This is a genomic window from Desulfovulcanus ferrireducens (assembly GCF_018704065.1).
Lineage (GTDB): Bacteria > Desulfobacterota > Desulfovibrionia > Desulfovibrionales > Desulfonatronovibrionaceae > Desulfovulcanus > Desulfovulcanus ferrireducens.
The window spans coordinates 17,917-41,207 of record NZ_JAGUQP010000012.1 but is presented as its reverse complement, the minus strand read 5'-3'; the positions used below and the strand labels follow the sequence as shown (position 1 = coordinate 41,207).

General features: G+C 39.2%; 21 protein-coding genes. 10 read left to right on the top strand and 11 right to left on the bottom strand.

Going from position 1 to position 23,291, the window contains the following annotated elements; translation table 11 throughout:
• Positions 1 to 105: 105 nt before the first annotated feature.
• The 7 genes from KFV02_RS05720 to KFV02_RS05690 form a co-directional block, all read right to left on the bottom strand.
• Positions 106 to 960 carry a universal stress protein gene (locus KFV02_RS05720; protein ID WP_252380579.1) on the bottom strand — a complete coding sequence of 285 codons (855 nt, stop codon included), beginning with the start codon at positions 958 to 960 and terminating at the stop codon, positions 106 to 108.
• A 123-nt stretch (positions 961 to 1,083) separates the two neighbouring features.
• Positions 1,084 to 1,890: a hypothetical protein gene (locus KFV02_RS05715; protein WP_252380578.1), complete on the bottom strand. Its 807-nt coding sequence runs from the start codon at positions 1,888 to 1,890 to the stop codon at positions 1,084 to 1,086.
• Positions 1,891 to 1,977: 87 nt separating this feature from the next.
• On the bottom strand, positions 1,978 to 2,370 hold the full coding sequence (locus KFV02_RS05710; protein ID WP_252380577.1) for a response regulator: 393 nt from the start codon (positions 2,368 to 2,370) through the stop codon (positions 1,978 to 1,980).
• A 213-nt stretch (positions 2,371 to 2,583) separates the two neighbouring features.
• On the bottom strand, positions 2,584 to 5,019 hold the full coding sequence (locus tag KFV02_RS05705) for a PEP/pyruvate-binding domain-containing protein (RefSeq protein WP_252380576.1): 2,436 nt from the start codon (positions 5,017 to 5,019) through the stop codon (positions 2,584 to 2,586).
• A 455-nt stretch (positions 5,020 to 5,474) separates the two neighbouring features.
• A complete protein-coding gene (locus tag KFV02_RS05700; protein WP_252380575.1) occupies positions 5,475 to 6,251 on the bottom strand; it encodes a TIGR02186 family protein in 777 nt (258 codons plus the stop codon).
• A 2-nt stretch (positions 6,252 to 6,253) separates the two neighbouring features.
• Positions 6,254 to 7,189 (bottom strand): sulfite exporter TauE/SafE family protein, encoded by a 936-nt coding sequence (locus tag KFV02_RS05695; RefSeq protein ID WP_252380574.1) that lies wholly within the window; start codon positions 7,187 to 7,189, stop codon positions 6,254 to 6,256.
• Between the two features lie 18 nt (positions 7,190 to 7,207).
• Entirely contained in the window at positions 7,208 to 7,618 is a 411-nt protein-coding gene (locus tag KFV02_RS05690; protein ID WP_252380573.1) for a hypothetical protein, read from the bottom strand.
• 564 nt (positions 7,619 to 8,182) lie between these two features.
• On the opposite strand from KFV02_RS05690, the gene KFV02_RS05685 reads away from it, so the two are divergent.
• The 8 genes from KFV02_RS05685 (at position 8,183) to KFV02_RS05650 (ending at position 17,606) form a co-directional block, all read left to right on the top strand.
• Positions 8,183 to 9,382 (top strand): aspartate aminotransferase family protein, encoded by a 1,200-nt coding sequence (locus tag KFV02_RS05685; RefSeq protein ID WP_252380572.1) that lies wholly within the window; start codon positions 8,183 to 8,185, stop codon positions 9,380 to 9,382.
• Positions 9,383 to 9,658: 276 nt separating this feature from the next.
• On the top strand, positions 9,659 to 10,387 hold the full coding sequence (locus KFV02_RS05680; protein ID WP_289510094.1) for an amino acid ABC transporter ATP-binding protein: 729 nt from the start codon (positions 9,659 to 9,661) through the stop codon (positions 10,385 to 10,387).
• A 33-nt stretch (positions 10,388 to 10,420) separates the two neighbouring features.
• Complete coding sequence (locus KFV02_RS05675) at positions 10,421 to 11,248, top strand: ABC transporter substrate-binding protein (protein WP_252380571.1); 828 nt, start codon at positions 10,421 to 10,423, stop codon at positions 11,246 to 11,248.
• 206 nt (positions 11,249 to 11,454) lie between these two features.
• The gene (locus KFV02_RS05670) at positions 11,455 to 12,156 is read left to right on the top strand and encodes an amino acid ABC transporter permease (RefSeq protein WP_252380570.1); all 702 of its coding nucleotides are present in this window, start codon (positions 11,455 to 11,457) and stop codon (positions 12,154 to 12,156) included.
• 15 nt (positions 12,157 to 12,171) lie between these two features.
• Positions 12,172 to 12,867, top strand: a complete 696-nt coding sequence (locus KFV02_RS05665; RefSeq protein ID WP_252380569.1) for an amino acid ABC transporter permease — start codon at positions 12,172 to 12,174, stop codon at positions 12,865 to 12,867.
• Positions 12,857 to 13,726, top strand: coding sequence for a 50S ribosomal protein L11 methyltransferase (gene prmA / locus KFV02_RS05660; protein WP_252380568.1), 870 nt, complete (start codon positions 12,857 to 12,859; stop codon positions 13,724 to 13,726). The genes KFV02_RS05665 and prmA overlap by 11 nt, the downstream gene beginning before the upstream one ends.
• A gap of 166 nt (positions 13,727 to 13,892) precedes the next feature.
• Positions 13,893 to 14,543 carry an endonuclease III domain-containing protein gene (locus KFV02_RS05655; protein ID WP_252380567.1) on the top strand — a complete coding sequence of 217 codons (651 nt, stop codon included), beginning with the start codon at positions 13,893 to 13,895 and terminating at the stop codon, positions 14,541 to 14,543.
• A 588-nt stretch (positions 14,544 to 15,131) separates the two neighbouring features.
• On the top strand, positions 15,132 to 17,606 hold the full coding sequence (locus KFV02_RS05650; protein ID WP_252380566.1) for a CHASE4 domain-containing protein: 2,475 nt from the start codon (positions 15,132 to 15,134) through the stop codon (positions 17,604 to 17,606).
• Positions 17,607 to 17,700: 94 nt separating this feature from the next.
• Here KFV02_RS05650 and rimI read toward each other — a convergent pair whose 3' ends face one another.
• Entirely contained in the window at positions 17,701 to 18,156 is a 456-nt protein-coding gene (gene rimI, locus KFV02_RS05645; protein WP_252380565.1) for a ribosomal protein S18-alanine N-acetyltransferase, read from the bottom strand.
• Positions 18,157 to 18,443: 287 nt separating this feature from the next.
• Here rimI and KFV02_RS05640 point away from each other — a divergent pair, with 287 nt between their 5' ends.
• Positions 18,444 to 18,986, top strand: coding sequence for an NUDIX hydrolase (locus KFV02_RS05640; RefSeq protein WP_252380564.1), 543 nt, complete (start codon positions 18,444 to 18,446; stop codon positions 18,984 to 18,986).
• Positions 18,987 to 19,066: 80 nt separating this feature from the next.
• Here KFV02_RS05640 and KFV02_RS05635 read toward each other — a convergent pair whose 3' ends face one another.
• The 3 genes from KFV02_RS05635 to KFV02_RS05625 all read right to left on the bottom strand — a co-directional run bounded on the left by KFV02_RS05635 (position 19,067) and on the right by KFV02_RS05625 (position 21,337).
• Positions 19,067 to 20,092 (bottom strand): rod shape-determining protein, encoded by a 1,026-nt coding sequence (locus KFV02_RS05635; RefSeq protein WP_252380563.1) that lies wholly within the window; start codon positions 20,090 to 20,092, stop codon positions 19,067 to 19,069.
• A 75-nt stretch (positions 20,093 to 20,167) separates the two neighbouring features.
• Complete coding sequence (locus KFV02_RS05630) at positions 20,168 to 21,121, bottom strand: GAF domain-containing protein (RefSeq protein ID WP_252380562.1); 954 nt, start codon at positions 21,119 to 21,121, stop codon at positions 20,168 to 20,170.
• Between the two features lie 6 nt (positions 21,122 to 21,127).
• On the bottom strand, positions 21,128 to 21,337 hold the full coding sequence (locus KFV02_RS05625) for a DUF6485 family protein (RefSeq protein ID WP_252380561.1): 210 nt from the start codon (positions 21,335 to 21,337) through the stop codon (positions 21,128 to 21,130).
• Between the two features lie 225 nt (positions 21,338 to 21,562).
• On the opposite strand from KFV02_RS05625, the gene KFV02_RS05620 reads away from it, so the two are divergent.
• Positions 21,563 to 23,275, top strand: a complete 1,713-nt coding sequence (locus tag KFV02_RS05620) for a hypothetical protein (RefSeq protein WP_252380560.1) — start codon at positions 21,563 to 21,565, stop codon at positions 23,273 to 23,275.
• Positions 23,276 to 23,291: the final 16 nt, after the last annotated feature.

The following is a 23,291-nucleotide window of genomic DNA, read 5'->3' as shown; positions in this document are numbered from 1 at the left end:
TTTCATGTAAATAAATGTAGCAATATAAATTTAACGTTTTTGTTCAACCCTGCATTTTTTTAACAGATGGAACAAATATCACACATGACAATTACGCAAAAGCTCTCATCTCAAAAAGAGTAATGACGAATACGAATTCTTTAACAAATGACTAACACGCTCATGTGGAAAAATACGGTTTAAAAAAGAATTTGCCCCAACCCATAAAGCAACCAGATCCTTTTGAGCTGCCTGGTTAATAAAAGCAAAAAGTATTGATCTGTCCACTACTTCCAACCAGGAAGTAATATTACGATGAGTATAATATTCAAAAAGTTGCTGCATAGTTTTTTCAACTTTTGACTTAAGCACATCGCCGTCTGATATTCCAACCACTTTTAATTCAGCATTATATACTGTTGCCATCTGATTAATCAATTCCAATGAATCCTGAGTAATCTTATCATGATCGAGACAACAAACAATATTATCGGGCGCTTTATTTTCTTTAACAACTAACACAGAACATAAAGCATTGTTAACCACCTTAAGAGGAACGTCATGTTTATCCCATTGGCAACCACTTTTCTTATTGCAGCCAAGTATTATCAAATCAGTTTCGTCTTCATTTGCTTGTTTTAAAATTTCCTTATAAACAGTACCCTGTCGAGCAACAATTTTACATTCTTTTAGCCCTCCTTCCACATATCCTTCATAAACTCCTTTCCTCTTTTCGACAATTTTTTCTATACTACTACGTGAATAGGGGCATTCATCATCTTGCTTATATGAGGACAACAATGTATCCCTATACTCTAACAATAATCTTATCAAATCATCAGGTTGACCTGATTTAGCATTACTGGAGGCATCAATGCCTACAATAGTAATATCAGCCCATGTATTGAAAATAATTTTGCTTACTTCATTAACAAGATCCAAACTATATGGGTTATCATCTACAGCAAGCATTATTCTCATTATATATCTCCCATTTAAATAGTTTATCTAAGAATTCAACATCTCCTAAACATACTATCTAGTTTAGTTCCACTTAATCAACACTTTGTTATATTTTTTTTAATTTTAAAATCCAGGCACATCTCAACTCCACAAAAGCAAAACAGGAGACGGCGTTTGCGCTACAATATCTATAAGAGAATTTCTTACAACCTTGTCGCGTCTAAATGTGGATACTACTAATCCTGAACCTTTTAATTTTTCAGCTATTTCTTCAGACCTCCCTTCAGCCATAATCAGCTTGTTCGGTGACCTCCCGGCAGCCGACAACAAATCTTTAGCCTTTTCCAGACATGAAGGGCCCCGCTCCACTTCTTTAAAGACAGCCTTTTCAGTACTCTTTGCAGAATAATATACGACATTCAGGGGTATATCTGCCTCAGCATATAATTTTAAATAAAAGGCAATCATATAGTCCACGTCAATGTCGTCATTTATAAGCAATACAGCTGAATTAAAATGTACTAAATTTTTTACTAGTAAAACAGGACATTGAATTTTTTTAAATAACTTATCTTTTAACAAATTATAAAATCTGTTAATTTCATATGTCAATAAAATGCCTTCAACATAAAAATCATAAAATCCTGTATCCAGTTCCTTTAATAGTTCATCTGTTTTATCTCCAACAACAACTTTTGGACCAACAAGACCATGGCAATACTCTATTTCACTATAAATAAAAGCATTTATTTCATCAGCACTTGACATTGCAATACTATCTTCCCATGTATGCCGAACCCACCCTGATCCCAAAGGATAATGCTTCTGCCCGGGGTACTGAACATGAATGGGCTGGATCGTCATAGGGATTACACGTGCCTGCCTGCATATATAACGCAAAGCGATACTGGAAGCCAGGTTATTATCTACAGTCAGTAAAACATTCATATCTATCTTTCCTCCACAAATTTTTATTTAAAATATCACATACTCCAACAATCCGAACACATTACTCCTCACACACAAAAATAACTTTTACTCTACTCTCGATTTAATCTTATCCACCGCCTTGGCTACCGCGTTATGTATCTCCTTTAATTTAAAAGGCTTGGCCAAAAAATCTAACACACCTTTTTTAAATGATTCTTTCGCCGTCTCCATTGTAGCAAAGCCGGTAATTACAATAACCTCGGTTGCTGGTCTTAACGATTTGACCTCAGTCAAAAATTTCATTCCGTCCAGCTCTTCCTCCATTTTTAAATCTGTAATAACAATATCGAATGGACAATTCTTAAATCTATCCAATGCATCTACCGCTCTGACAAAGGTCTCTACTTCATACCCTTTCCTCTCCAGAGACGGCTTCAGTCGTTTACTTACTATTGGTTCATCATCCACAATTAAAATATTGAACCTTTTCTTGCACATCACACTCTCCTCCAACAAATTTATACGGTTACGGCGACTTTAATAAGCCAACTAGAATTTCATAATCGTCTAGACAAATACATTTTACAGCTGTACAATTGTTTTATCCCATCCAAATTGTATTTATCCTTGCATACCTACATAACTGCAAAAAATTATTTGGCACAAATGTGTGTTTCTCAAATTTTGATTTTTTGCAGTTACGCCCATACACTAATTCAAACTCATCAAAATATTATGAAACTCGCTTAAAAAATAATCTACTTTTCGTTCGTCGCCCATCTGCACATCAAGCTGCCTTGTGTATGCTACCAATACGCCAAGAACAAACATCTTTTCCAGAATTTCTTCCTTTGACAAACCCTTTAATCTCCCTATGACTAAGTCTCCCTTAATGCTTACAAAAAAATCGCTCTCTGCCAGTAACTTGCCAATCAACCTGGCCCGCCTGGTTTTGCGTGTATCGTCTGTAACTCCACCAAAAAATCTGAAATAAATATAATTATCCCTCGCATTAGAAGTTGCAAAAGTATCGATCATGGTAAAATGATAACCTAGCCGTAAACTAATATTGGCATATTCAGGAGAAATTACTGCCAGATTCTGACCGACAAACCTGGGGTCCGCAACATCAGAAGAAAATGTTTTAGTCATGCTGGAAACAAAACTTTTAAAATCTACAGGCACTGGCTCCCTGGCCCAAATGCCAGGAGCACTTACTCCTTTGAGAAACTTTCTCAAAGGCAACGAAACCAATTCCTCCGGCTCTATTTTTTGCAGATTAAAATCAGACTTATTGGAAATATCAATTACAACAAGACCAAGCGGAATAGTTAAGTTAACCTTAACAGCCCGCTTGCGTACAAAAAAATGTGTAAAATAATTTTGGTCTATTAATTCTCTTACTGCCTGTTCATGAATATAACGGATTAAATCATGAAAAGACTTACAAAAAGACGGTGAAAAATTTTTGCTATCAGGATCCACTAAATTTAATGGAGATATCTTTTTTAAAATCCTGCGCAACAACCTGTATTCATAAGTTTCTCCAAATTTTGTCTCTGTAAAATTATAAAAACAAAGTTCTTTCATAAAACCAGCGTAAACAACATTCTCCGTAGCATCCAAAGTTATCTCCTGACCCTGATGTAAAATTTTTGTAGCGATTTTAGTATTAACAATCATCGGTACTCTAAATTCTCTTGCTATAGTAGCCATATGTCCAAATGGTGATCCTATATCCGTAATAATCCCATTTACCTGTTTAATGGCCCTGGCAAGATTAGGGGAGGAAAAATGCGCGACCAAAATTGCTCCTTCAGAAACATTCTCAAGGTCTTTGTCATCCTTAATGAGACAAACTTTGCCCATCGCCACTCCTTCCTGGACAATCTCCCCCTTCTGCTCAAAAATAACCGGAAATTTTTTAGCCAATTTTGTCAGATCACAGAATAATCTTGGTTTGCTCTGCTGCAAATTTAATGGCCTGCTCTGCAAAATAACCAATCTGTTCTGATCATCAAAGGCGAACTCTATATCCTGTGGATGTTTAAAATATTTTTCTAGTTGCAGTGCTGCTTTTGCAAGTTCCAATACCTGGTTCGACGTAAGGCAGGGGCGATCCGCAGTCTCTTCATCGACCTTAACTTGACTTAGCCCTTCTTCCTGCTTTCCGGCTGCAATCAACATGTCTTTTTTATGAACTATATCCATACCTAAAATAGAATAAGGCGGCGTTCTGGAGACAAAATATCGATCCGCCTCTCTTTGCCCGGCAACCAACTTTTCTCCCATCCCCGGCAAGGCCGAAATCACCAGCCTCTCCTTTTCTAAATTAAACGCATCCAGGGTATAAACCACTCCGCTCACTCTGGCAGGAACAATAACCTGACAACCAACAGCCATAGCAATTTCAGACTCTAAAATCCCCTTTTCCCTTCTATACTCCATCGCTCTTCTGGAATAAGTACTGGCCACTACCCGTTTATAGGCATCCAAGACCTTTGCTTCCGGCACATTAAGGAAACTGGAGTATTGTCCCGCAAAACTATGTTCGCTGTCTTCTCCCAGGGCGCTGCTACGCACGGCAAATGTCAAATTTTGCTTGCTCACCTCTTTTTTTAATTCTGCAATGCCTTTTAGAATTTCCTTTGCAAGTTCATCCGGCAACTTTGCATCTAAAATTATGTTCTGCAATTTCGCTGATACTTCTTCAGTAGAAATTTTATCTTGCTGCCATTGAGCAAGATAATCCTGTATTTTATCGGTAAGAATACCCTCCCTCAATATCAATTCAAACGCTCTGGTTGTAACAGCAAAGCCAGGAGGGATATTAAATCCCAGAACATTCCCAACAATGCAGAGAGATGCATTTTTTCCTCCTACTAAATCTTCCAATGTATCATCTATCTTTGCATAAGGCACAATAAGATCACCATCAGGAACACACACCTTTCCTTTTAACTCCATATCTATTTCAGATCTTATTCTATTATAAATACTAAAGAGCTGAAGATACTTTTTAGGCGCCATACAATCAAGATGATATATCATTTTATAAATACTATCTGTCAATTGCGAAACGCTATCTTCTATATAGTGACGATCAAAAACATATTCCCCGCTCAATTTTTCACCTAAATCAGACATTATCTCGAGAGAAGTATTATTTTGAGCTATCAATTTTTGAAAATGCTCGAACAAATCAATGAGGGAATGCTTTTGCTTATTGCCAAAAACAAAAAAAGAGCAAAGCTTTTCAGACAATCCGCAAATAAATTGTTTTAGATTACTATAAGGCACAGATAAACCCATTTTGAAATGTTAACAATTAAACCAGTGCTCTTTTAAAAACATTTTTCAGTACATCATTCAGCAATTATCTTTTGGAGAATACAAAATTAAAGGTAATATAGTCTAGCAGAAAAATTTATTAATTTAGGACACAGCTGCAAAAAATCATTTTGTACCGCAAAGTTTATTGGGAGTGGCAGGTGAGATAAGTAAATTTTATGAATTATAGTTAAGCTTATCAGCGTTCGTCTGTTCTGCCAATTAACGGCGCTAATTTTTGCAACTGCGTCAGTTAGATACATTTATTTAATTTAATGGGCTCCACCCCTATCTTTAAAAAGAACGCCCATAAATAAACCAGCAAAAATAGCTACAACAACTGCCATAATTCCATAAAGCAAACTATGCTCAAACGCCAGCTTACTCAGGAATAAGGGAAAACCGACCTCCTCTAGCTTAAAATGCTCCTTCTCTATAGACTGGATATGCTCCCCTTTTACTTTAATAACCCGCAATTCATACGTACCCAGAGGCATTTTAGCAGGAATGTTAATTGAAGCCATAAATTTCTTTTTACCCTCCTGCAATGCCTTATAAGAAACACCCTTTTTTACCAATTGATAGAGATTGTCCTGAGATTTTAACTTTAAGAAATTATCAAACAATAATTTCTTGTCCTTAGAAGCGGGCAAAATTTCAATTTTATGGAACAAAGCGTCAAAGCCCAGGCCAAGAGACTTCCAGGATTGATTATTTTCATCAGCCCATTTGCTTATCTTTTCAGGTAGATAAGTAAAGTACACAGAGGGAGCATTTTCAAAAGTCACATGGCCAACGGTCATCCACAATATGCCGCCGACTTTGCCTTTTTGTTTAAAGTGAGCAATCTCCCCACTCCCCACAACCTGCACCACAACATCCCGGTCATCTTCAACTTCTCCTGAAACATACAGTTTGGCGCCCTTGTATGTTACTCCAACCTTAATTACTTCAGGGCTAAAATGAAAAGCAAACACTGAAGATTGACTTAAAAATATTGTTACAAACATAAACAACAAAATATATTTTATAATCTTTATATCTTTCATAATTAATGACCTCCTGCATATGACAAAAGCATTGAAGGTGGCAACAACAAACTGAACAACATCTTTACCATAACAAGCAATACAAGCGATGCCAAAATAATTTTTAATTGGTCACCCTTCAATTTTTTACTAATCCTTGTACCAAATTGTGCTCCTACCGTGGAACCAAGTAATAAAAGCAACGCTAGAACAAAATCAACCGTATGGTTTGTATATGATTGCATAATCGTAACATTAATACATGTAAATAAAATCTGAAACAGACTTGTTCCTACGACTACATGCATCGGCATTCTGAGCAGATAAACCATGACAGGAACCATGATAAAACCACCACCAACTCCCATTATGGCAGCCAGAATACCAACAAACGTTCCTAAGATGAGAGGCATTAACATTGACATTGTCACGCCTGATTTTTCAAAAGTAGTTTGAAAAGGGAGTGTTTTCATAAATTTTATATAAATAGATTCTTTTGGAGTGCTTTCCAAAGACTTGTCGGATGTCTTAACTTTACTTTTGCGTAAATTTTGCAAGCTCTCAATAAACATGTACGTTCCAACAAAGCCAAGCATAATAACATAAGTAATATTGATCAAAAAATCAGCATTACCGAGAGCCCTGAGCACTTTAATAACCTGAACGCCTATAGCACCTCCCAACACACCACCAATAAGCAGCAACACCCCCATTTTCATATCAACATTACCCAGACGATAGTGTGCTAATGTACCTGAAGTTGACGCGCCCACGATCTGATTGGAATCGGATGCTGCAGCCACAGTTGGAGGAATACCAAACATAATAAGCAAGGGAGTCATCAAAAAACCTCCCCCAACACCAAAAATACCAGAAAGTAGCCCTACCAATCCACCCAGACCAAAAATCAAAAAAACATTCACGCTGTTTCCAGCAATGGGCAAATACATGTGAAGCATTCCTTTTTTCCCTCCTTTTCAACAATGATGCTTGACAAATTCAATTTTACATTCATTAGTTTCCATCAGTTTTTTAACCAACATCAAGATATCATTAGCATGTTTACCGACTTTTCTTTCAGGCAACTCCAGTACTACTATACTAATGTTATGCTCCTTAATATATTTTATGACTTCAGTATGAAATTCTCCATTCACATTATAATATACACTTCTTACTCCCCCCTTTTTTGCATCCATAACCAGAGATTTAATAATGACAGCTCTATCACCGCCATTATTATCGGGCAATGTATGCGTTGTCTGTTTACTGTCCAAAAATTCCAACAAAAAAAGCTGGGCATTGATCCTTCTGGCAAGCTGCATTCCATGGACAGTCACCCATATATCATCCTGATTCGGCCAAATAGGGACTAAAATTTTTTCCATGAACACCCTATAAGCATACAACATGCCATGCTCATAATTAACTGAAAATATTAACAATAATATCTATTTTTATCCTACAACAACTTGTCTGGACGCATTTTTTTTTCATTTTGAAACGGATCAACGCCAACAAATAAAGCCTGTCCGCGTACAATACACAGACAGGCTTGTTTGCGTCCCTTTAATGCTGAACCTCTAAATAGCTTAAAACCAAATAACGTATTTAAGCCTCTGAGCTTCATCAGCCCTTAAAAGTAAAGTATGCTGTCAAAAGCATTTTTTTACAGTGACTTCGTTATGTCGAACCTTGAAACAAATTACAAGCTGCGTCTTTCAGCAACCAGACTAAAACAAGAAACCTATCCCCCTCTCTCGACCGACAAAAAGATAAAGTTCATTTTGAAAAGGAGAAAAAATAAAAATAGCGTAATCCCTTACGGCTAAGCCTCAAACATCATGCATCAAAGATGTTTCAATATGAAACCCACATACAGCCCAGCACAACCAGGAAAGCCGCTAAAATTCAGCTTGACCATATAAATTGATGGGCTTAAACACTCACCTATGAACAAATTTAACATAATAAAAACCAAAGAAAAAAAACTTCATTGTCCCACCTATGGACGCTATCCACTGGCTGTAAAAAAAGCCAAAGGATATAAGTTGTATGATTTTGATGGTCAGGAGTATATTGACCTGCTGGCTGGCATCTCTGTGTGCAATTTAGGCCACAGTCACCCTGAAATTGTGCAGGTGATAAAAGAACAGGCTGAAAAGCTCATCCACGTTAGCAACTTGTTTTATCAAGAAGAACAATTAGGCCTGGCGGAAAGATTACTGGGTACAACTCATCTGAACCGAGCCTTTTTCTGTAATTCCGGGGCAGAGGCCAATGAAGGGGCCATTAAGCTGGCCAGGCGATACATGCAAAAAATAAAAAACAAGGATAAATTTGAAATCATAACCTTAGCTGGCTCCTTTCACGGCCGGACCCTGGCCACTTTGACCGCTACAGGCCAGGACAAACTAAAAGAAGGGTTTTCACCCTACCCTACAGGATTTAAAATCGTTCCTTTTAATGACATTACGGCTTTGAAAAATGGCATAAGTGAACACACTGCGGCCATTATGCTGGAAGTCATTCAGGGGGAGGGTGGAGTTAGGCCGCTACACTCTGAATACCTTGTGCAGGTTCAGAATATCTGCCGTGAAAATGATTTGCTCTTTATTATTGACGAAGTGCAGACAGGGTTGGCCAGAACCGGCAAATTCTGGGCGCATCAGCATTACAATTTGAAACCGGACATTGTTACTTCAGCCAAAGCGCTAGGCAACGGCCTGCCAATCGGGGCCCTGCTCACCACGCAAGAAATAAGTGAGGCATTTGGCCCAGGCAGTCACGGGACAACTTTTGGGGGCAATGCCCTAATTTGCAAGGTGGCAGAGAAGGTTGTTGAAATTATTCTTCGAGATAACCTTGCAGAACAAACCAAGGATAAGGGACAATTTTGCCTGAACATCTTTTCAGAGATTAAAGACGAATTTCCAGATTTAATAGCCGAAGTTCGGGGCGCAGGCCTCATGTTGGGCATAGAACTCACCATCCCCGGCCATGAGATCTGGAACAAACTGCTTAAAAAGGGCTTTGTCCTCAACCTGACCCAGGAGAAAGTCCTTCGCCTTTTACCCCCTCTCATCATCCCCGAAGAAGAACTTGTGGGATTTGCACAGGCTCTAAAAGGGATTCTGGCAGAAACTGTTTAGGGCGCATTTTTAAAATGCGCCTCTATATTTTTTTATTAACTTTTTTGACAAAAAACATCCTTTCTTCAATCCTCTCAAATTCTATAAACTTTTCATTTAGTTTTCAAAAATGTAACCCCTCGCCAATCCTTTTGTCATAATTTGTCAATCCACCCCCTAACTGGCTTATCTGTTTGACAAAAAAAATCTTCTCAACTAAGGATTATTTGTTTTCGTTTGTAACTCTTGGCTTTTTCTCATTTTCAAAATTTAAAAAAGTCTAAAGGTGAACTGAATATGGCCATGATCGAACTTCACAACGTGAACAAGTGGTTTGGTGATTTTCACGTCTTAAAAAACATCAACGAGCAAGTGGAAAAAGGCGAAGTGCTAGTTATCTGCGGACCCAGTGGTTCAGGAAAAAGTACTCTTATCCGCTGCATAAACAGACTGGAAGAAATTGATAAAGGCCAAATACTTTTTGAAGGAAAAGACATCCACGATAAATCAGTGGATATTAATCATCTTCGTTCTGAAATCGGCATTGTTTTTCAACAATTTAACCTCTATCCCCATCTCACTGTTCTAAAAAATGTCACATTGGCTCCCATAAAGGTAAAAAAAATGCCCAAAGACGAAGCCGAAACCATCGCACTGGAGCTTTTAGATCGAGTTGGCATCAAGGATCAGGCCCACAAATATCCCGTCGAGTTATCCGGTGGACAGCAACAACGTGTGGCTATAGCCAGGGCCCTGGCCATGCGGCCCAAGGCCATCCTTTTTGACGAACCTACTTCAGCCCTGGACCCAGAGATGATCAACGAAGTTTTAAATGTAATGAAGGATCTGGCTCGGGCTGGGATGACCATGCTCTGCGTCACCCATGAAATGGGTTTTGCCAGAGAAGTTGCTGACCGGATTATCTTTATGGATGGAGGGGAAATCCTGGAAAGAGGAACCCCGGAACACTTTTTTACCAATCCCCAACATGAACGGACAAAGGCCTTTTTAAAAGAAATTTTATAATCAACCCTAAAACCTTTTTCCAAGGAGGCTTGTATGCGTAAGTTATGGCTTAAAAGTTTACTCGTGCTTGCAGCTTTAACTCTTGTTCTGGGACAGATGACTGCATGGGCCGGTAAAATTGAAAAAATCAAGGCCAGAGGCAAACTTATTGCCGGAGTCAAGGATGCTGTTGTCCCCTTTGGTTTTGTGGATGAAAAAACAAACCAACTGGTCGGCTTTGATATTGATATTTGCCGCTATATTGCCAAAAAATTGGGCGTAAAGCTGGAGCTCAAGCCAGTAACCTCAGCCACACGTATCCCAATGCTTGCACAAGGTTCCGTGGACATTGTGGCCGCAACCATGACCCACAAATTCTCCCGTGAAGACTCCATTGACTTCTCCATTACCTATTTCATGGATGGTCAAAAACTATTGGTCAAAAAAGGCTCAGGGATTAAATCTGCAGCTGATCTGGCAGGCAAAAAAGTTGGTACAGCAAAGGGCTCCACTTCTGAAAAAAATATCAAAGCTGCCCAGCCAAAATGTAGGGTACTCTCCTTTGAAGGTTATCCTCAAGCCTTCTTGGCATTACAGCAAGGTAAAGTGGCTGCTGTGACCACAGACTCAACTATCTTGCTCGGTCTGAAAAACAGCTCTCCTAACCCAAATGACTACGAAATAGTTGGCGACTATATTTCTTCCGAGCCTTATGGCTTAGGTGTTCCAGAAAATGACTCTGACTTTCGTGATTTTGTAAACCGGTGTCTGGCTGACATGTGGAACAGTGGCGAATATCAAAAAATCTACAACAAATGGTTTGGTCCGAACACAAAATTCTATCTGCCCCTGAACTGGAAGATGGAAATCTGGCCTTACTAAGAGGGTTATTAACAGACGATGGGCAATGGGCGGGCTTCCCGCCTGTTGTCCCATCGTCTGATAGTGATTGATAAGTTGAGAATAGAGACGACTATAAAAATCAACAAAACAACAGGTGAAAAATTAAAACTTAAATCTTAAAACCTAAAAATTCCTGCATCCCGCCCTGGTGGCGAGGCTTGCAAGGTTACCAAGAGGTTAAGGCTTTGAATTATCAATTTGATTGGAATCTGGTATTAAGTGGAGAATACGGCCAATGGATTGTTGAAGGCCTTATCACCACTTTAAAAATATCTGCCATATCTATTGTCTTTTCTTTAATCGTAGGCACTATAATAGCGGTCTTCAGACTATCGAGAATAAAACCGTTAGAATGGTTTAGTCTGGCTTACACAGAATTCTTTCGCAACACTCCATTACTCGTTCAAATATTTTTTTGGTATTTTGGCTCTGATGCAGTCCTGCCCAAATCCGTAAATGAATGGCTTTATGCCCAGGACTTTGAGTTTGCCGCAGGGGTCATATCTCTAACAGTATATACATCAGCCTTTATTGCCGAAGAAATCCGCTCTGGAATTTTCTCTATCCCCAGGACACAATTAGAAGCCTCCAGAGCTTGTGGACTTAGCTTTATTCAGGCCATGGCTTACGTTATTTTACCCCAAGCCTTTCGGATCATTATTCCTCCCCTTATTTCCCAGTTTTTGAATTTAACCAAGAACTCATCTTTAGTCATGACCATTGGTGTCATGGAGCTGACATATATGGCCAGACAAATCGAGTCCTATACTTTCCATGGCTTTGAAGCCTTTACTGTTTCCACCTTGATCTACATATGTATCTCTCTGGTCATCTCTCTGCTTGTAACCCAGTACAACAAACATTTCTTAAGGACCATAAAATATTAAAGTGAGGTAGTTTTAGTGCATTGGGATGTCGTCTGGAATAATCTAGATTACTTTTTAATAGGTGCCTACCCACAAGGCCCTCTAGGTGGCCTGGCCATGAGTATTCTCCTAGCCATTGGCGGTATCTTTGGGGCCTTTTGGCTGGGGCTACTTTTTGGACTGATGCGTCTGTCCTCCAAGCCCTGGATAAAATGGGTAGCTGTTGTTTATATTGAAATCATCAGGGGAACTCCCCTGTTAATGGTTATATTTTGGTTTTATTTCCTGGCTCCAATCCTTTTAGGGAAGACCCTGCCCGAAGCCACAAGTGCCCTGATATCCTTTATTGTCTTTACCAGTGCCTATATTGCTGAAATTGTCCGTGCAGGAGTACAGGGCTTGCCCAAGGGCCAGATGGAAGCTGCCAGAGGTTCAGGTCTCTCTCACTACCAGGCCATGCGCTATGTTATCTTGCCCCAGGCCCTGCGCAATATGATTCCTTCTTTTGTAAACCAGTTTGTCAGCCTGACCAAAGATACATCTCTGGCCTATATTATTGGGGTCAACGAACTCACGAGGGCCGCCACTCAGGTTAACAACAGGACTCTGATCGCACCCACGGAAATTTTTCTTGCCATTGCAGTGCTCTATTTTATTGTCTGTTATGTACTTACTGCAACCAGCCGTAAACTCGAAAAACAATTAGCTAGGTATCAGGCTCGTGGACAATAAACTTTTGGCCGTAAATATTAACTGCCCAAAAACCCTGGCGGAGTCTGTCCAGGGTTTTCTTTTTGAACAAGTAAAGTGGGGCTGGGAAGAAACTGACCTAAACGAAGAGATAAATTTTACCATCTATTTCACAAATACTGTCCTGGCCAATGAATTTGCCGCTCTGATCAAAAGTAAATTCACACCTCTAAAGTTAACCTTAAAGAAAAGACAGGACCAGGACTGGACTGAAAACTGGAAACAATTTTTCACTCCCATAAACATCCTGGACAGATTTATTGTTCTGCCTTCTTGGGAAAAAAATAAGCACCCGGATCTCATTCCAATTTTTATTGAACCCAAAATGGCTTTTGGGACTGGCCATCATGCTACAACAACCCTTTGCCTGGAAGCCATTATTTCCCTTTTTGACCGAAACATTATTCAGCCTGGTCAGAATTTTCTTGACCTGGGGACTGGCTCAGGAATCCTTGGTATAGCCTGTGCCAAATTGGGCCTAAGCGGTATAGGCCTCGATATCGACCCGGTAGCCATAGACAATGCCCAGGAAAATATCCTGGCCAACAACACTCAACATAAGTTTACCCCTAATTTGGGTAGTATCGACCGGGTAAACAAGGAAAAAAAATTTGATCTCATTCTAGCCAATATCCTGGCCAAACCACTCATTAATCTGGCTCCGCAAATAGTATGTCATTTACAGAAAAATGGTGTACTTATTTTATCAGGGATTTTGATTGAACAAGAACGGGAAGTAGCAAACGCCTATAAACGACAGGGTCTGGGTGACCCACAGATAAAACACAAAAATGAATGGTCATGCCTGGTCTGGAGCCAGGTAAAAAAAGAGGTTAAGTAGTTGGGAAGATAAGAAGTTGAGACAACCTATCGAGCACCAAGATACTTTTGGCATATTGATTAGGAGGACTGAAAAAAATAATTGCGAAGCCACATCCTCCTTTTCCTGGCTTCTAAACTTCTCAACTTCTTATCTTACTATCTTTAAAACGAGACAAGCAGGATAAATGGACCGCCAGACTCTTCTTTTAAATATCTTCAGCGCCTTGTCTAGCTCGCTTGGGCCAAGCCATTGGTGGCCGGGAGAAACCCCCTTTGAAGTGGCTGTGGGCACAATTTTAACACAAAATACTAATTGGCAAAATGTAGAAAAGGCTATTTTTAATCTAAAACAGGAAAATTTACTCACCCCACACAAACTCTATACTCTATCCGACCAAAAACTGGCCCAACTAATCCGTCCGGCTGGCTACTTCCGGATCAAGACTAAAAGACTAAAAAATTTTCTCAGCTTCTTATATTATGAATGTGATTTAAACTTTGACATGCTCAAAAAACAGGACATGCAGGAACTGAGGCCAAAATTATTGCAAATCAATGGAATTGGCCCAGAAACAGCAGACAGCATCCTCCTATATGCCCTGGAGAAACCCTCTTTTGTGGTTGACGCCTACACCAGAAGAATGTTCAACCGTCACGGCCTAGTGGTGGAAGATGTAACTTATGAAGAATTGCGTTCGTTTTTTATGGATGTCCTACCCCCGGACGTACAACTTTATAATGAATTTCATGCCCTGATAGTACGCACAGCCAAAAAGTGGTGCCTGAAGAAAAAATCTCTTTGTTCCGACTGCCCCCTGGCCCAATTTTTGGACTAGACAGCCACCAACTTCAATCTCCCCCCATCCCATAATCGCCTTCATCCTTTAATCTTTTTTACTCATGATAGCGCCCAATCCAGGACAGCATGAACTCTCTCTGAAGTCTGGCTAATATCACCCATGCGATGGGTTAAAAGACCATCCACCTGCTGGTCCTCAAAGATCCAGAGCGCACGCTCGAAGCTTAAGGCACACCGTGTATCCTTTTGGACGAAGATTAATATTACTTTGCTCAGAGCATTTTTGAAACGAACTGGCTCCGCTTGTACGAAATACAATTTTGTAAAATGCAACAAATCCAAAGTGTTAGACAATATCATCGACTAATTCGAGTTGTAAAAATATAAAATTCGAGATAAAATTTCTATGTCATTACTAGCTGTTATCCTCACAAATAGCCCGGCGCACTTTGTCTTAGACGCGTGCTATTGCAGACTAGCTAGTAAGCAAACACCATAATCCTGGCAACAAACCATTGATTTGTCTTCAAAGCCATATTTGGCCTTCATAAGAATAGCACTGAGAATAATCAAATTTGAAACACGGTATAAATAAAACATCTTAAAAAAATAATGAGATTCGCCAATGAGTAAGATAAGAAAATATATCCTGTACCTAATACCTCTTATTATATTTTACGGTCTGGGAAACTATGCCCTGCAGCATTTTGTCATACTGCCAAAATTTTCATCTCTGGAACTAAATCAAGCCAAAAAAGATATCTCTCGCGTTACAGACGCAATCCGACGGGAAATTCATCATGTTGCCCAGGTGGCATCCGATTGGGCACAATGGGATGATACTTATCACTTTGTGCAAGATCGCAATGAAGCTTACATAAAATCAAACCTGGAGGAGCAAGGTCTTTATGAGAGTACAGGAATTAACCTCATATATATCTGCAAGCTCAACGGCGAGGTTGTATGGGGCAAAATATACGTGCCAGATCAAGGTCTTATAACTCTGAGGGAGTTCCCCGAGACCTTTCTTGATAAAAATTATTTAAAATCTGGCAAATCAAAAAACGGTCTTGAAGGAATTGTCCTTACCTCCAAAGGACCAATGCTGATTGGCTCCAGGCCTATTGTTAAAAGTTCAGGAGAGGGGCCAACCAATGGGTTCCTTATTATGGGGAAGTTTTTAAATGAAAATTTACTTGATTCTCTGAGGAAACAAACCTCGATTAATTTTTCTGTTAAAGACTGCACCAAAGAAAATCTCAGCCAAGAAGAGCAAGCCATACTAGCACGTCTGGCTCAGAGAAATTTTGTATCTCAGGCCCAAAAAGAGGACCTTTTATTGGCTTATGGCATGTTACCGGATCTAAGAGGACATCCGGCCCTTCTGATTAAAGCAGAACTTCCCCGTGACATAATGGCACAGGGTCGGGCAGCAGCCAGACTAGTATCTCTTTCAGTCTCCGCGGCCGTTACCCTTGTAGGGAGTACTCTCTTCTTATGGTTCATAAGCTATATGCTTGAAAACCGTCGACGGACAACCAAAATCGAAAAACTCGTTAACAAACGCACCGCCGATTTGAAAAATGCACATGCTCTCATAAAAAAATTAATTAATTCCATCCCTGACCTTATTTTTGCAAAATCTAGAGACCTCAAGTATGTCTTGTGTAATGATGCTTTTATCAAGTTTACTGGATGCGACGAAAGTAAAATTATTGGTGTTTCTGATCCAGACCTATTTCCCAATAATAAAAAAATAATCAATCTGTTTAAGGAAAAGGATCAACAAGTTTTAGATACTGGTGTACCAGTAAATTTTGAGGAATGGCTTTCATATCCTGACGGACGCAAGGCTCTTTTCCATATAATTGTGTCCCCTTATTGTGATGGAGAAGGTAATTTTCTCGGACTAATCTACGTTGCCCGTGATATTACTGAACAAAATAAGATAAAAGAAGAAACAGAAAAAATCCGTAGACTAGAGTCCCTGGGTGTCTTGGCCGGCGGCATTGCCCACGACTTTAATAATATTTTAACGGCGATACTCGGAAATATCGGCCTATCAAGGATGTATATCAGCCCGGAACATAAAGCATACAACCTGTTATCTGCGGCTGAAAATGGATGCACCCAGGCAAGGGCTTTGACACAGCAATTGCTTACCTTTTCAAAGGGGGGCGAGCCCATCAAGGAGAGTGCTTCTATCTCGGATTTGATACAGGATTCGGCCAGGTTTATACTCTCCGGGAGTAATGTAAGCTGCAGGTTTGAGATACCAGATAATCTTTGGCCTGTTGAGGTTGATAAGAGCCAGATAAGCCAGGTAATCCAAAACCTTGTGATCAATGCCAATCATGCCATGCCGGATGGTGGCCTTATAACCATAAGATGTGAAAATTTTATAAAGGATACCAAAACAGCCCTGCCCTTACCTGAAGGGAAATATATCAAGATAATGGTTAAAGATAACGGAATTGGTATCTCCCAAAAATACCTTCCCAGAATCTTTGATCCTTATTTTACTACGAAGGAAAAAGGAAGTGGTCTTGGCCTTGCCATATCACATTCAATCATACAGAAACATGGTGGCCATATTGAAGTGGAATCGGAGCAGGGTATTGGAACAACATTCACAATTTTTCTTCCCGCGTCTGATGTAAAGCTCTCTTCTCAGCCCGGGGTGAAAATCAGAAATCATAGCAAAGCTAAACCCAAGGTGCTGGTCATGGATGATGAAGATATCATCAGGGATGTTTCCATGGAGATCCTAACTTATTTAGGATATGATGCTGTATCTGCATGTGATGGGAAGCAGATGCTTGAGTTGTATAAGGCAGCCAAGCATAAAGGTCGTCCTTTTGACGCAGTTATTATGGACCTGACCATACCTGGAGGAATGGGAGGAAAAGAAGCGGTTGAAAAGCTACTGGAATTCGATCCTGAAGCAAAAGCTATTGCTTCCAGTGGATATGCAAATGATCCGGTAATGGCAAACTTTAGGAAATACGGTTTTAAAGGATTATTAGTAAAACCCTACAAACTCGAAGAAATAAGCAAAACCTTAAATGAAGTAATCTTTTCGTCTAGAAAAAAGATATAATAATATGCAAAGCGAAGATTTGTACGGATAGTACCAGTTCACGACTTTAATCGTGCGCATTAACACACTATAATATTAAAGGATAAATTTACCTTTAAATGCTTCTATTTGTGATTTTCAGAACCATTACCAAGGCATCTTCTCCATTATCAGGATAGTAATTTTTTCTTAGACCTGCCTGTATAAAGCCCGCACGTTTATAAAGATTTAAAGCAGCCACATTTGATGGTCTGACCTCAAGAAATACTTTTTTGCCATTTTTTCGACGAAAAAAATTTAAGGCCGTACAAAGGAGTTTTGTCCCTAGACCCTGCCTTCTTTTTTTAGGGTGGACAGCCAAATTTAAAATCTCCATCTCTTCACCAACTAAAAAAAAAGAAATATAGGCCAACAAACGACCGCCGGATTTAAGTCCTAAAACATATAAGTGGTCCTGGGCTAAACAAAGCCTGAACTGTTTTTCCGTCCAAGGCGTAGCAAAACAAAGACGTTCAAGAGCCACCAATTCGGCAAGATCTTTTGCAGTCAATTTTAAAATTTTTTCTTCCATTCGAACAATCAAGTTGTTGAATTTACAGGTTTATTAAAGTTGTTTCAAAGACTACTTCATCTCAATTCCTTAGCATCAAACTCCCTCCACTCGACCCCCTGCAAATAATTTTTGAATTACGTCATTCTGTAAAGGTTAACAACGTATTTATAATCATGGAGTTATGCCAGCAGTAAAAAGGGGGATGAGTCCTAGCTGGCAAGAATAAACCCTCTCTTGAAATTTTAGTCATCCCGCATTAGGCAATATTTTTACTTAAAAGTGTGTAAACAAAGGATGTATCTTCTATGTTTTCTGCTTCTCAAAATAAAAACGAATTTATCCCGGGACAGGAACGAATAGAGGTTGTGGACGAAAACAACAACCCCATAGCTGTTCTGTCCCGAAATGAAGTCCACCGCCAGGGACTTTTTCATCGCTCTGTGCTGGTTCTGGTCTATAATCAGGAAGGCAAAGTCTTTTTACAAAAAAGACATCGTAACAAAAATCTCTATCCAGGCCGGTGGGATCTCTCTGCCACCGGTCACGTAAAGGCAGGAGAAGCAGCTGAAGATGCAGCCCTTAGAGAGCTCAAAGAGGAAGTGGGGATAGTACCACGACAACTAAAACTTATACACACCCTAAAGGGGACAAAAGAGACACACAACGAATTTGTCTACTTGTTTTCCGCGGGAAAAATTTTAGACACTCCCTGCCCAGACCCTAGCGAGGTTGAGTACGGACAATTTGTTGACGCTGAGGAACTTTCAACAATGGTCAAAGAGTTCCCTGAACTTTTAACCCCGGGAGTTGTCTATTTTTGGCAAAAAGGATTGATATTCCCCAGATAAAACATGACTCATCAAACTATCACAGGGGTAAGGTAAAAAAATAGAAAAAATTAACTTGTTAGCCTTTTCGCCTCTAACCCTTAATTAATATACACTTGAGCATATTTTTTCTCATTCACCAGGGCTATGCCTGTGCCTCTGACAACTGTGGTCAGGGGGTCTTCATCAATCCTTACTTTTATCTGCATTTCTTTAGCAATCAGTCTATCCAGTCCTTTTAACAAGGCCCCGCCCCCGGCCAAAAGCAAACCATTAGTAGCCACATCTGACACCAATTCCGGCGGTGTTTTTTCAAGTGCCCTGCGCACAGCCAAAACGATAGTGTTCACTGGTTCCTGAATCGCCTCGCGGATATGCCCGTCTGTAACTTCTATGGACTTTGGATTACCATTAACCAGATTCTTCCCGGAAACTCTATAAGTTAAAGACTCTTGCAGGGGATAGGCTGAACCAATTTTAATCTTTACGGCTTCAGCCATGTTTTCCCCAATCAGGAGCTGAAATTGATCTTGTATGTAACGCTGGATGGCCTCATTCATTTCATCGCCCGCCACACGAACTGACTCTGCATAAGCCACAGCAGAAAGTGAAATAACCGCGACTTCGGTAGTTCCTCCGCCAATATCAACGACCATATTCCCAACAGGTTGGTCAATAGGAAGCCCAGCCCCAATAGCCGCGGCCATTGGCTCTTCCACTAGCTTTACTTCTCTGGCCCCTGACTGCAGGCCGGACTCTATCACTGCTCTTTTTTCAACCTGAGTTATCCCCGTAGGCACACAAATTACAGCTTTTGGCTTAACAAGATTCAGGCCGCTGATGACCTTGCGCATAAAGTAGGTGATCATAGATTTTGTCACCTCAAAATCAGCGATGACACCATCTTTTAAAGGTCTTATAGCAGTAATACGCTGCGGAGTCCTCCCTAAAAATTCTTTGGCCTCTTTACCAACAGCCAAAATTTTTTCATCACGGCTGTCTATAGCCACTACAGATGGTTCATTGAGCACGATTCCGTCCTTTGGAGTATATAGTAGAGTGTTGGCCGTTCCCAGATCCATGGCCAGGCTTTTGCCAAAAAAACCAAAAAATTTTTTAAAAAACATAAAATATCTCACCTTGAGTTGCTATTGATATCAATCGCTCTACTTCCCTACTCAACCATTAAACCACTCTAACAATTAACCCATCTGTCTTAACCTATTTTTCAAATACAAATTTTCTAAAAACAAGGCCAGGTATTCAGCAACCATTTGAACAAAAATCTTCAGCTCTTCACTAATGGCAATAAGGTGCAAGTCAGCCAACACTAGCACCCCCCTAGTCTTTTTATGAACAATTAGAGGTAAACAGATAATTGATTTAAACTGACTGGTATTTAGATCTTTACCCAATAATGAAAGACCTTTCGGAGCAGTTTGCTCACCGGAAAATATAGCCGAACCATTTTTAAAGACCCAGCCCAGAAGCCCAGTATCAATACTAAACTTTCGCTCCGGACTTAAATCCCCTATCTTTTTATTCCAACCCTCCAGGAAAAAACCCTTTCCGAGCTCATCCCGCACAACTAAAAAAGCATATTCAAACCCACTGGCCTCGGACAAGACATTAAGCAACTTTTCCAAAAAACATCTCCAACGGGGATATTTTTCTCTGAGTTCATAAACTACACTTAAAAAATGATAATAATTTTGTTTTCTTACATTTAAGTCTAACCGACTGAAATCGACTATTATAGACTCTATCAACTTGGCAAATTGATGTAAAATCTTTTGATCCTTCTCACTAAAAGAGTAAGTCTTTTTACTGTCCAGGCATAGGGCGCCCAATCCTCTGGATAAAGGACACCCCATAAAGGCCTTAATTTTTGACTCTCCTTTAGTATCGTAATAACCTAAACAACCTGCATTCCTGTCAAACTTATTAATCAAAAGCGGTTTATTATTACGAATTATCCACCCCACCAAGCCTGTGCCCGGTTTAATCCTCGTGTGCAGACTAATATTATCGCCTAGACTGAAATAAGATGCCACGGCATAACGAGAGCCTGAACTTTTCAAAAAAAGAACAGCCGAATAGGCATCAAAAACACTGCATATAATGCCTAATATGCTGTCCAGGCTATGATTTTTCATATAAAGTTATTTAAAATGGCGTTGGAAATAAAACTCCAAGCTTCGATTATATGTTTTCTCCTCTTCCTCAGTAAAGAAACAAGCCGGAAGCTCCCCGCGCTGACGGTGATAATGCAGACACTCACAACACAAACCATGTTTGGAGCAACCGGGGTAAGTACAGGTGCAGTATTCAGCATTGATCTTCGCCCGCGGACATTTATCAATTTTTTGCATAACACACTTCCCCTTTTTTTAACTTTTCATTTCGCCACTTAATTCTATTTCTTTCTAAAGAATAGAGCCCTCGCGTGTCAACACCTTCTCTCTATTCACAACTGTTGATATTTTTTAAGAATAGTGTTAGTTTTAATTGTTTATTTATTAGGGATTTGTGTATTTCTTTTTTTAAAAATATATTTTTACCATTTTTCAATAAACTGACAAATTAAAGGGCAATAAATGAACCCAAAATGGGAAGATTTTTTTCTCAATGTGAATGATATTCACTGGTCAGATCCCGCAACTCCTCTTCCCAGATTTAAAGTTGATAATATTTTAGCTTTAAAAAAATATCTTGATATCGTCCATATTAAATCCTGTCTCTTAAAACCATATATAGAAACTAAAGACTATCCTTTGGTTGACCCCAGAGATCTCTTACCCTCATTTGAAACTGACTTATATGAATTCGAATATCTACCTGGTTTTAGCCTCGTAGCCTTTTCCAGAGCAATAGATTACTTTAACGAAATCTTTCAATTCGATATCATACATACACCTTATGAAAAAAATATTATTGATCATAAAGACGCTTGCCCTTTACCAGAAACAATCCATTACAACAACCTAAACTCTTTTCTAAATAAATTACCCAAAAATTTACACGAACAATTTAAATCTGATTTTTCCCAAAAAGATATAGCCGATTTAAAAAATTATGGACTACTTTTTAAATATATTTTGCAAATGGACCGAGGCCATGTCATGGCTCTGGATGCCAATAACGACTTTTATCTTGCTGGCATCTATGCTTCTTTCCCCTCCGATTTAGATACGGAACTAAAAAGATTTGGATTAAGAATTAAAAAATTCAAAGCGAATGACAACGTAACATACGAGCTAAACAGAAATTTTGTTTATCAATTTTTGATGGAGTTATATGGGTTCCCTATAGTCTCGGAGAGAAGAACGTCCGCTGCCCTATTTGCACGAAGATTATTTAAATTAGGAGAAACTTTTCTCATTCGAGTCCTAGGGCAATCCGATAGAACTATCACCACCCTGTATGCCGACCCTAAAAATAAATTTTATCCCCGAGTAGAAAAGATTGCCTTGGTTAAAGTTGAGACGACCAAAAAAGATACTCTGACCTTTCTTAAAGAGAAAGGTTATTTTGTTGATCCGGAAAATCAAGTTGTCTTGATTAGAGTTATTTACCGTCAACACAAATATGACCCCAATAATGTTCGTGAAGACAGGGCACTCTCTGTTCTTCGCCAAGAACTAATCAACCCATATACGACAGAAATCTGCACTTCAGTTAATATAATCAAAGATACTTACTCAATGACTCTGAAGCTCAATGATATAGTTAAAGGTGAATTTATTGGCAGGATTAAATACAAGCGAGAAATTGTAGAGAATACAGAAACACATGAAAAAAGACTCAAATTTTTATACGCATGGCTAAATAAACATCAACGACGAATTATTGGATATTCTGATGAGTTTTACGCTAATGTGGTGAAGGTTTTGGACAACTATCTCTTAAACTCTGATCTTTTTGATAAATTTAATGAACATCATTCACTTTATCAAGAGGTCTGGGAAAAATATAGTTATATCCAGCAAGCCAGAAAAGTAAAAATACTCGAGGATCTTAAAAAAAGGAGATATAATAATCAACGTATAAATTATCTCCAAATGCTAGAGATGGTAAATAACATTCTCAATGAATTAAAATTTGAAGTTGTTAATTACTTTGACGAACTAATCTTTAGAACTATATTTATAGCTGAGAACATATTGAATGATTCATACTTGTTAAAGAGATATGTTAAGAAAAAAGACGAAGAATTGTCTAAGTATGGTCAAAAAATAAAAAAATTATATGGACGATTGGTTACGCTGGTTGATGAATTAAAATCCATCCGCAAAACCAAACAAACATAAAGCTAAGAAGGGACAT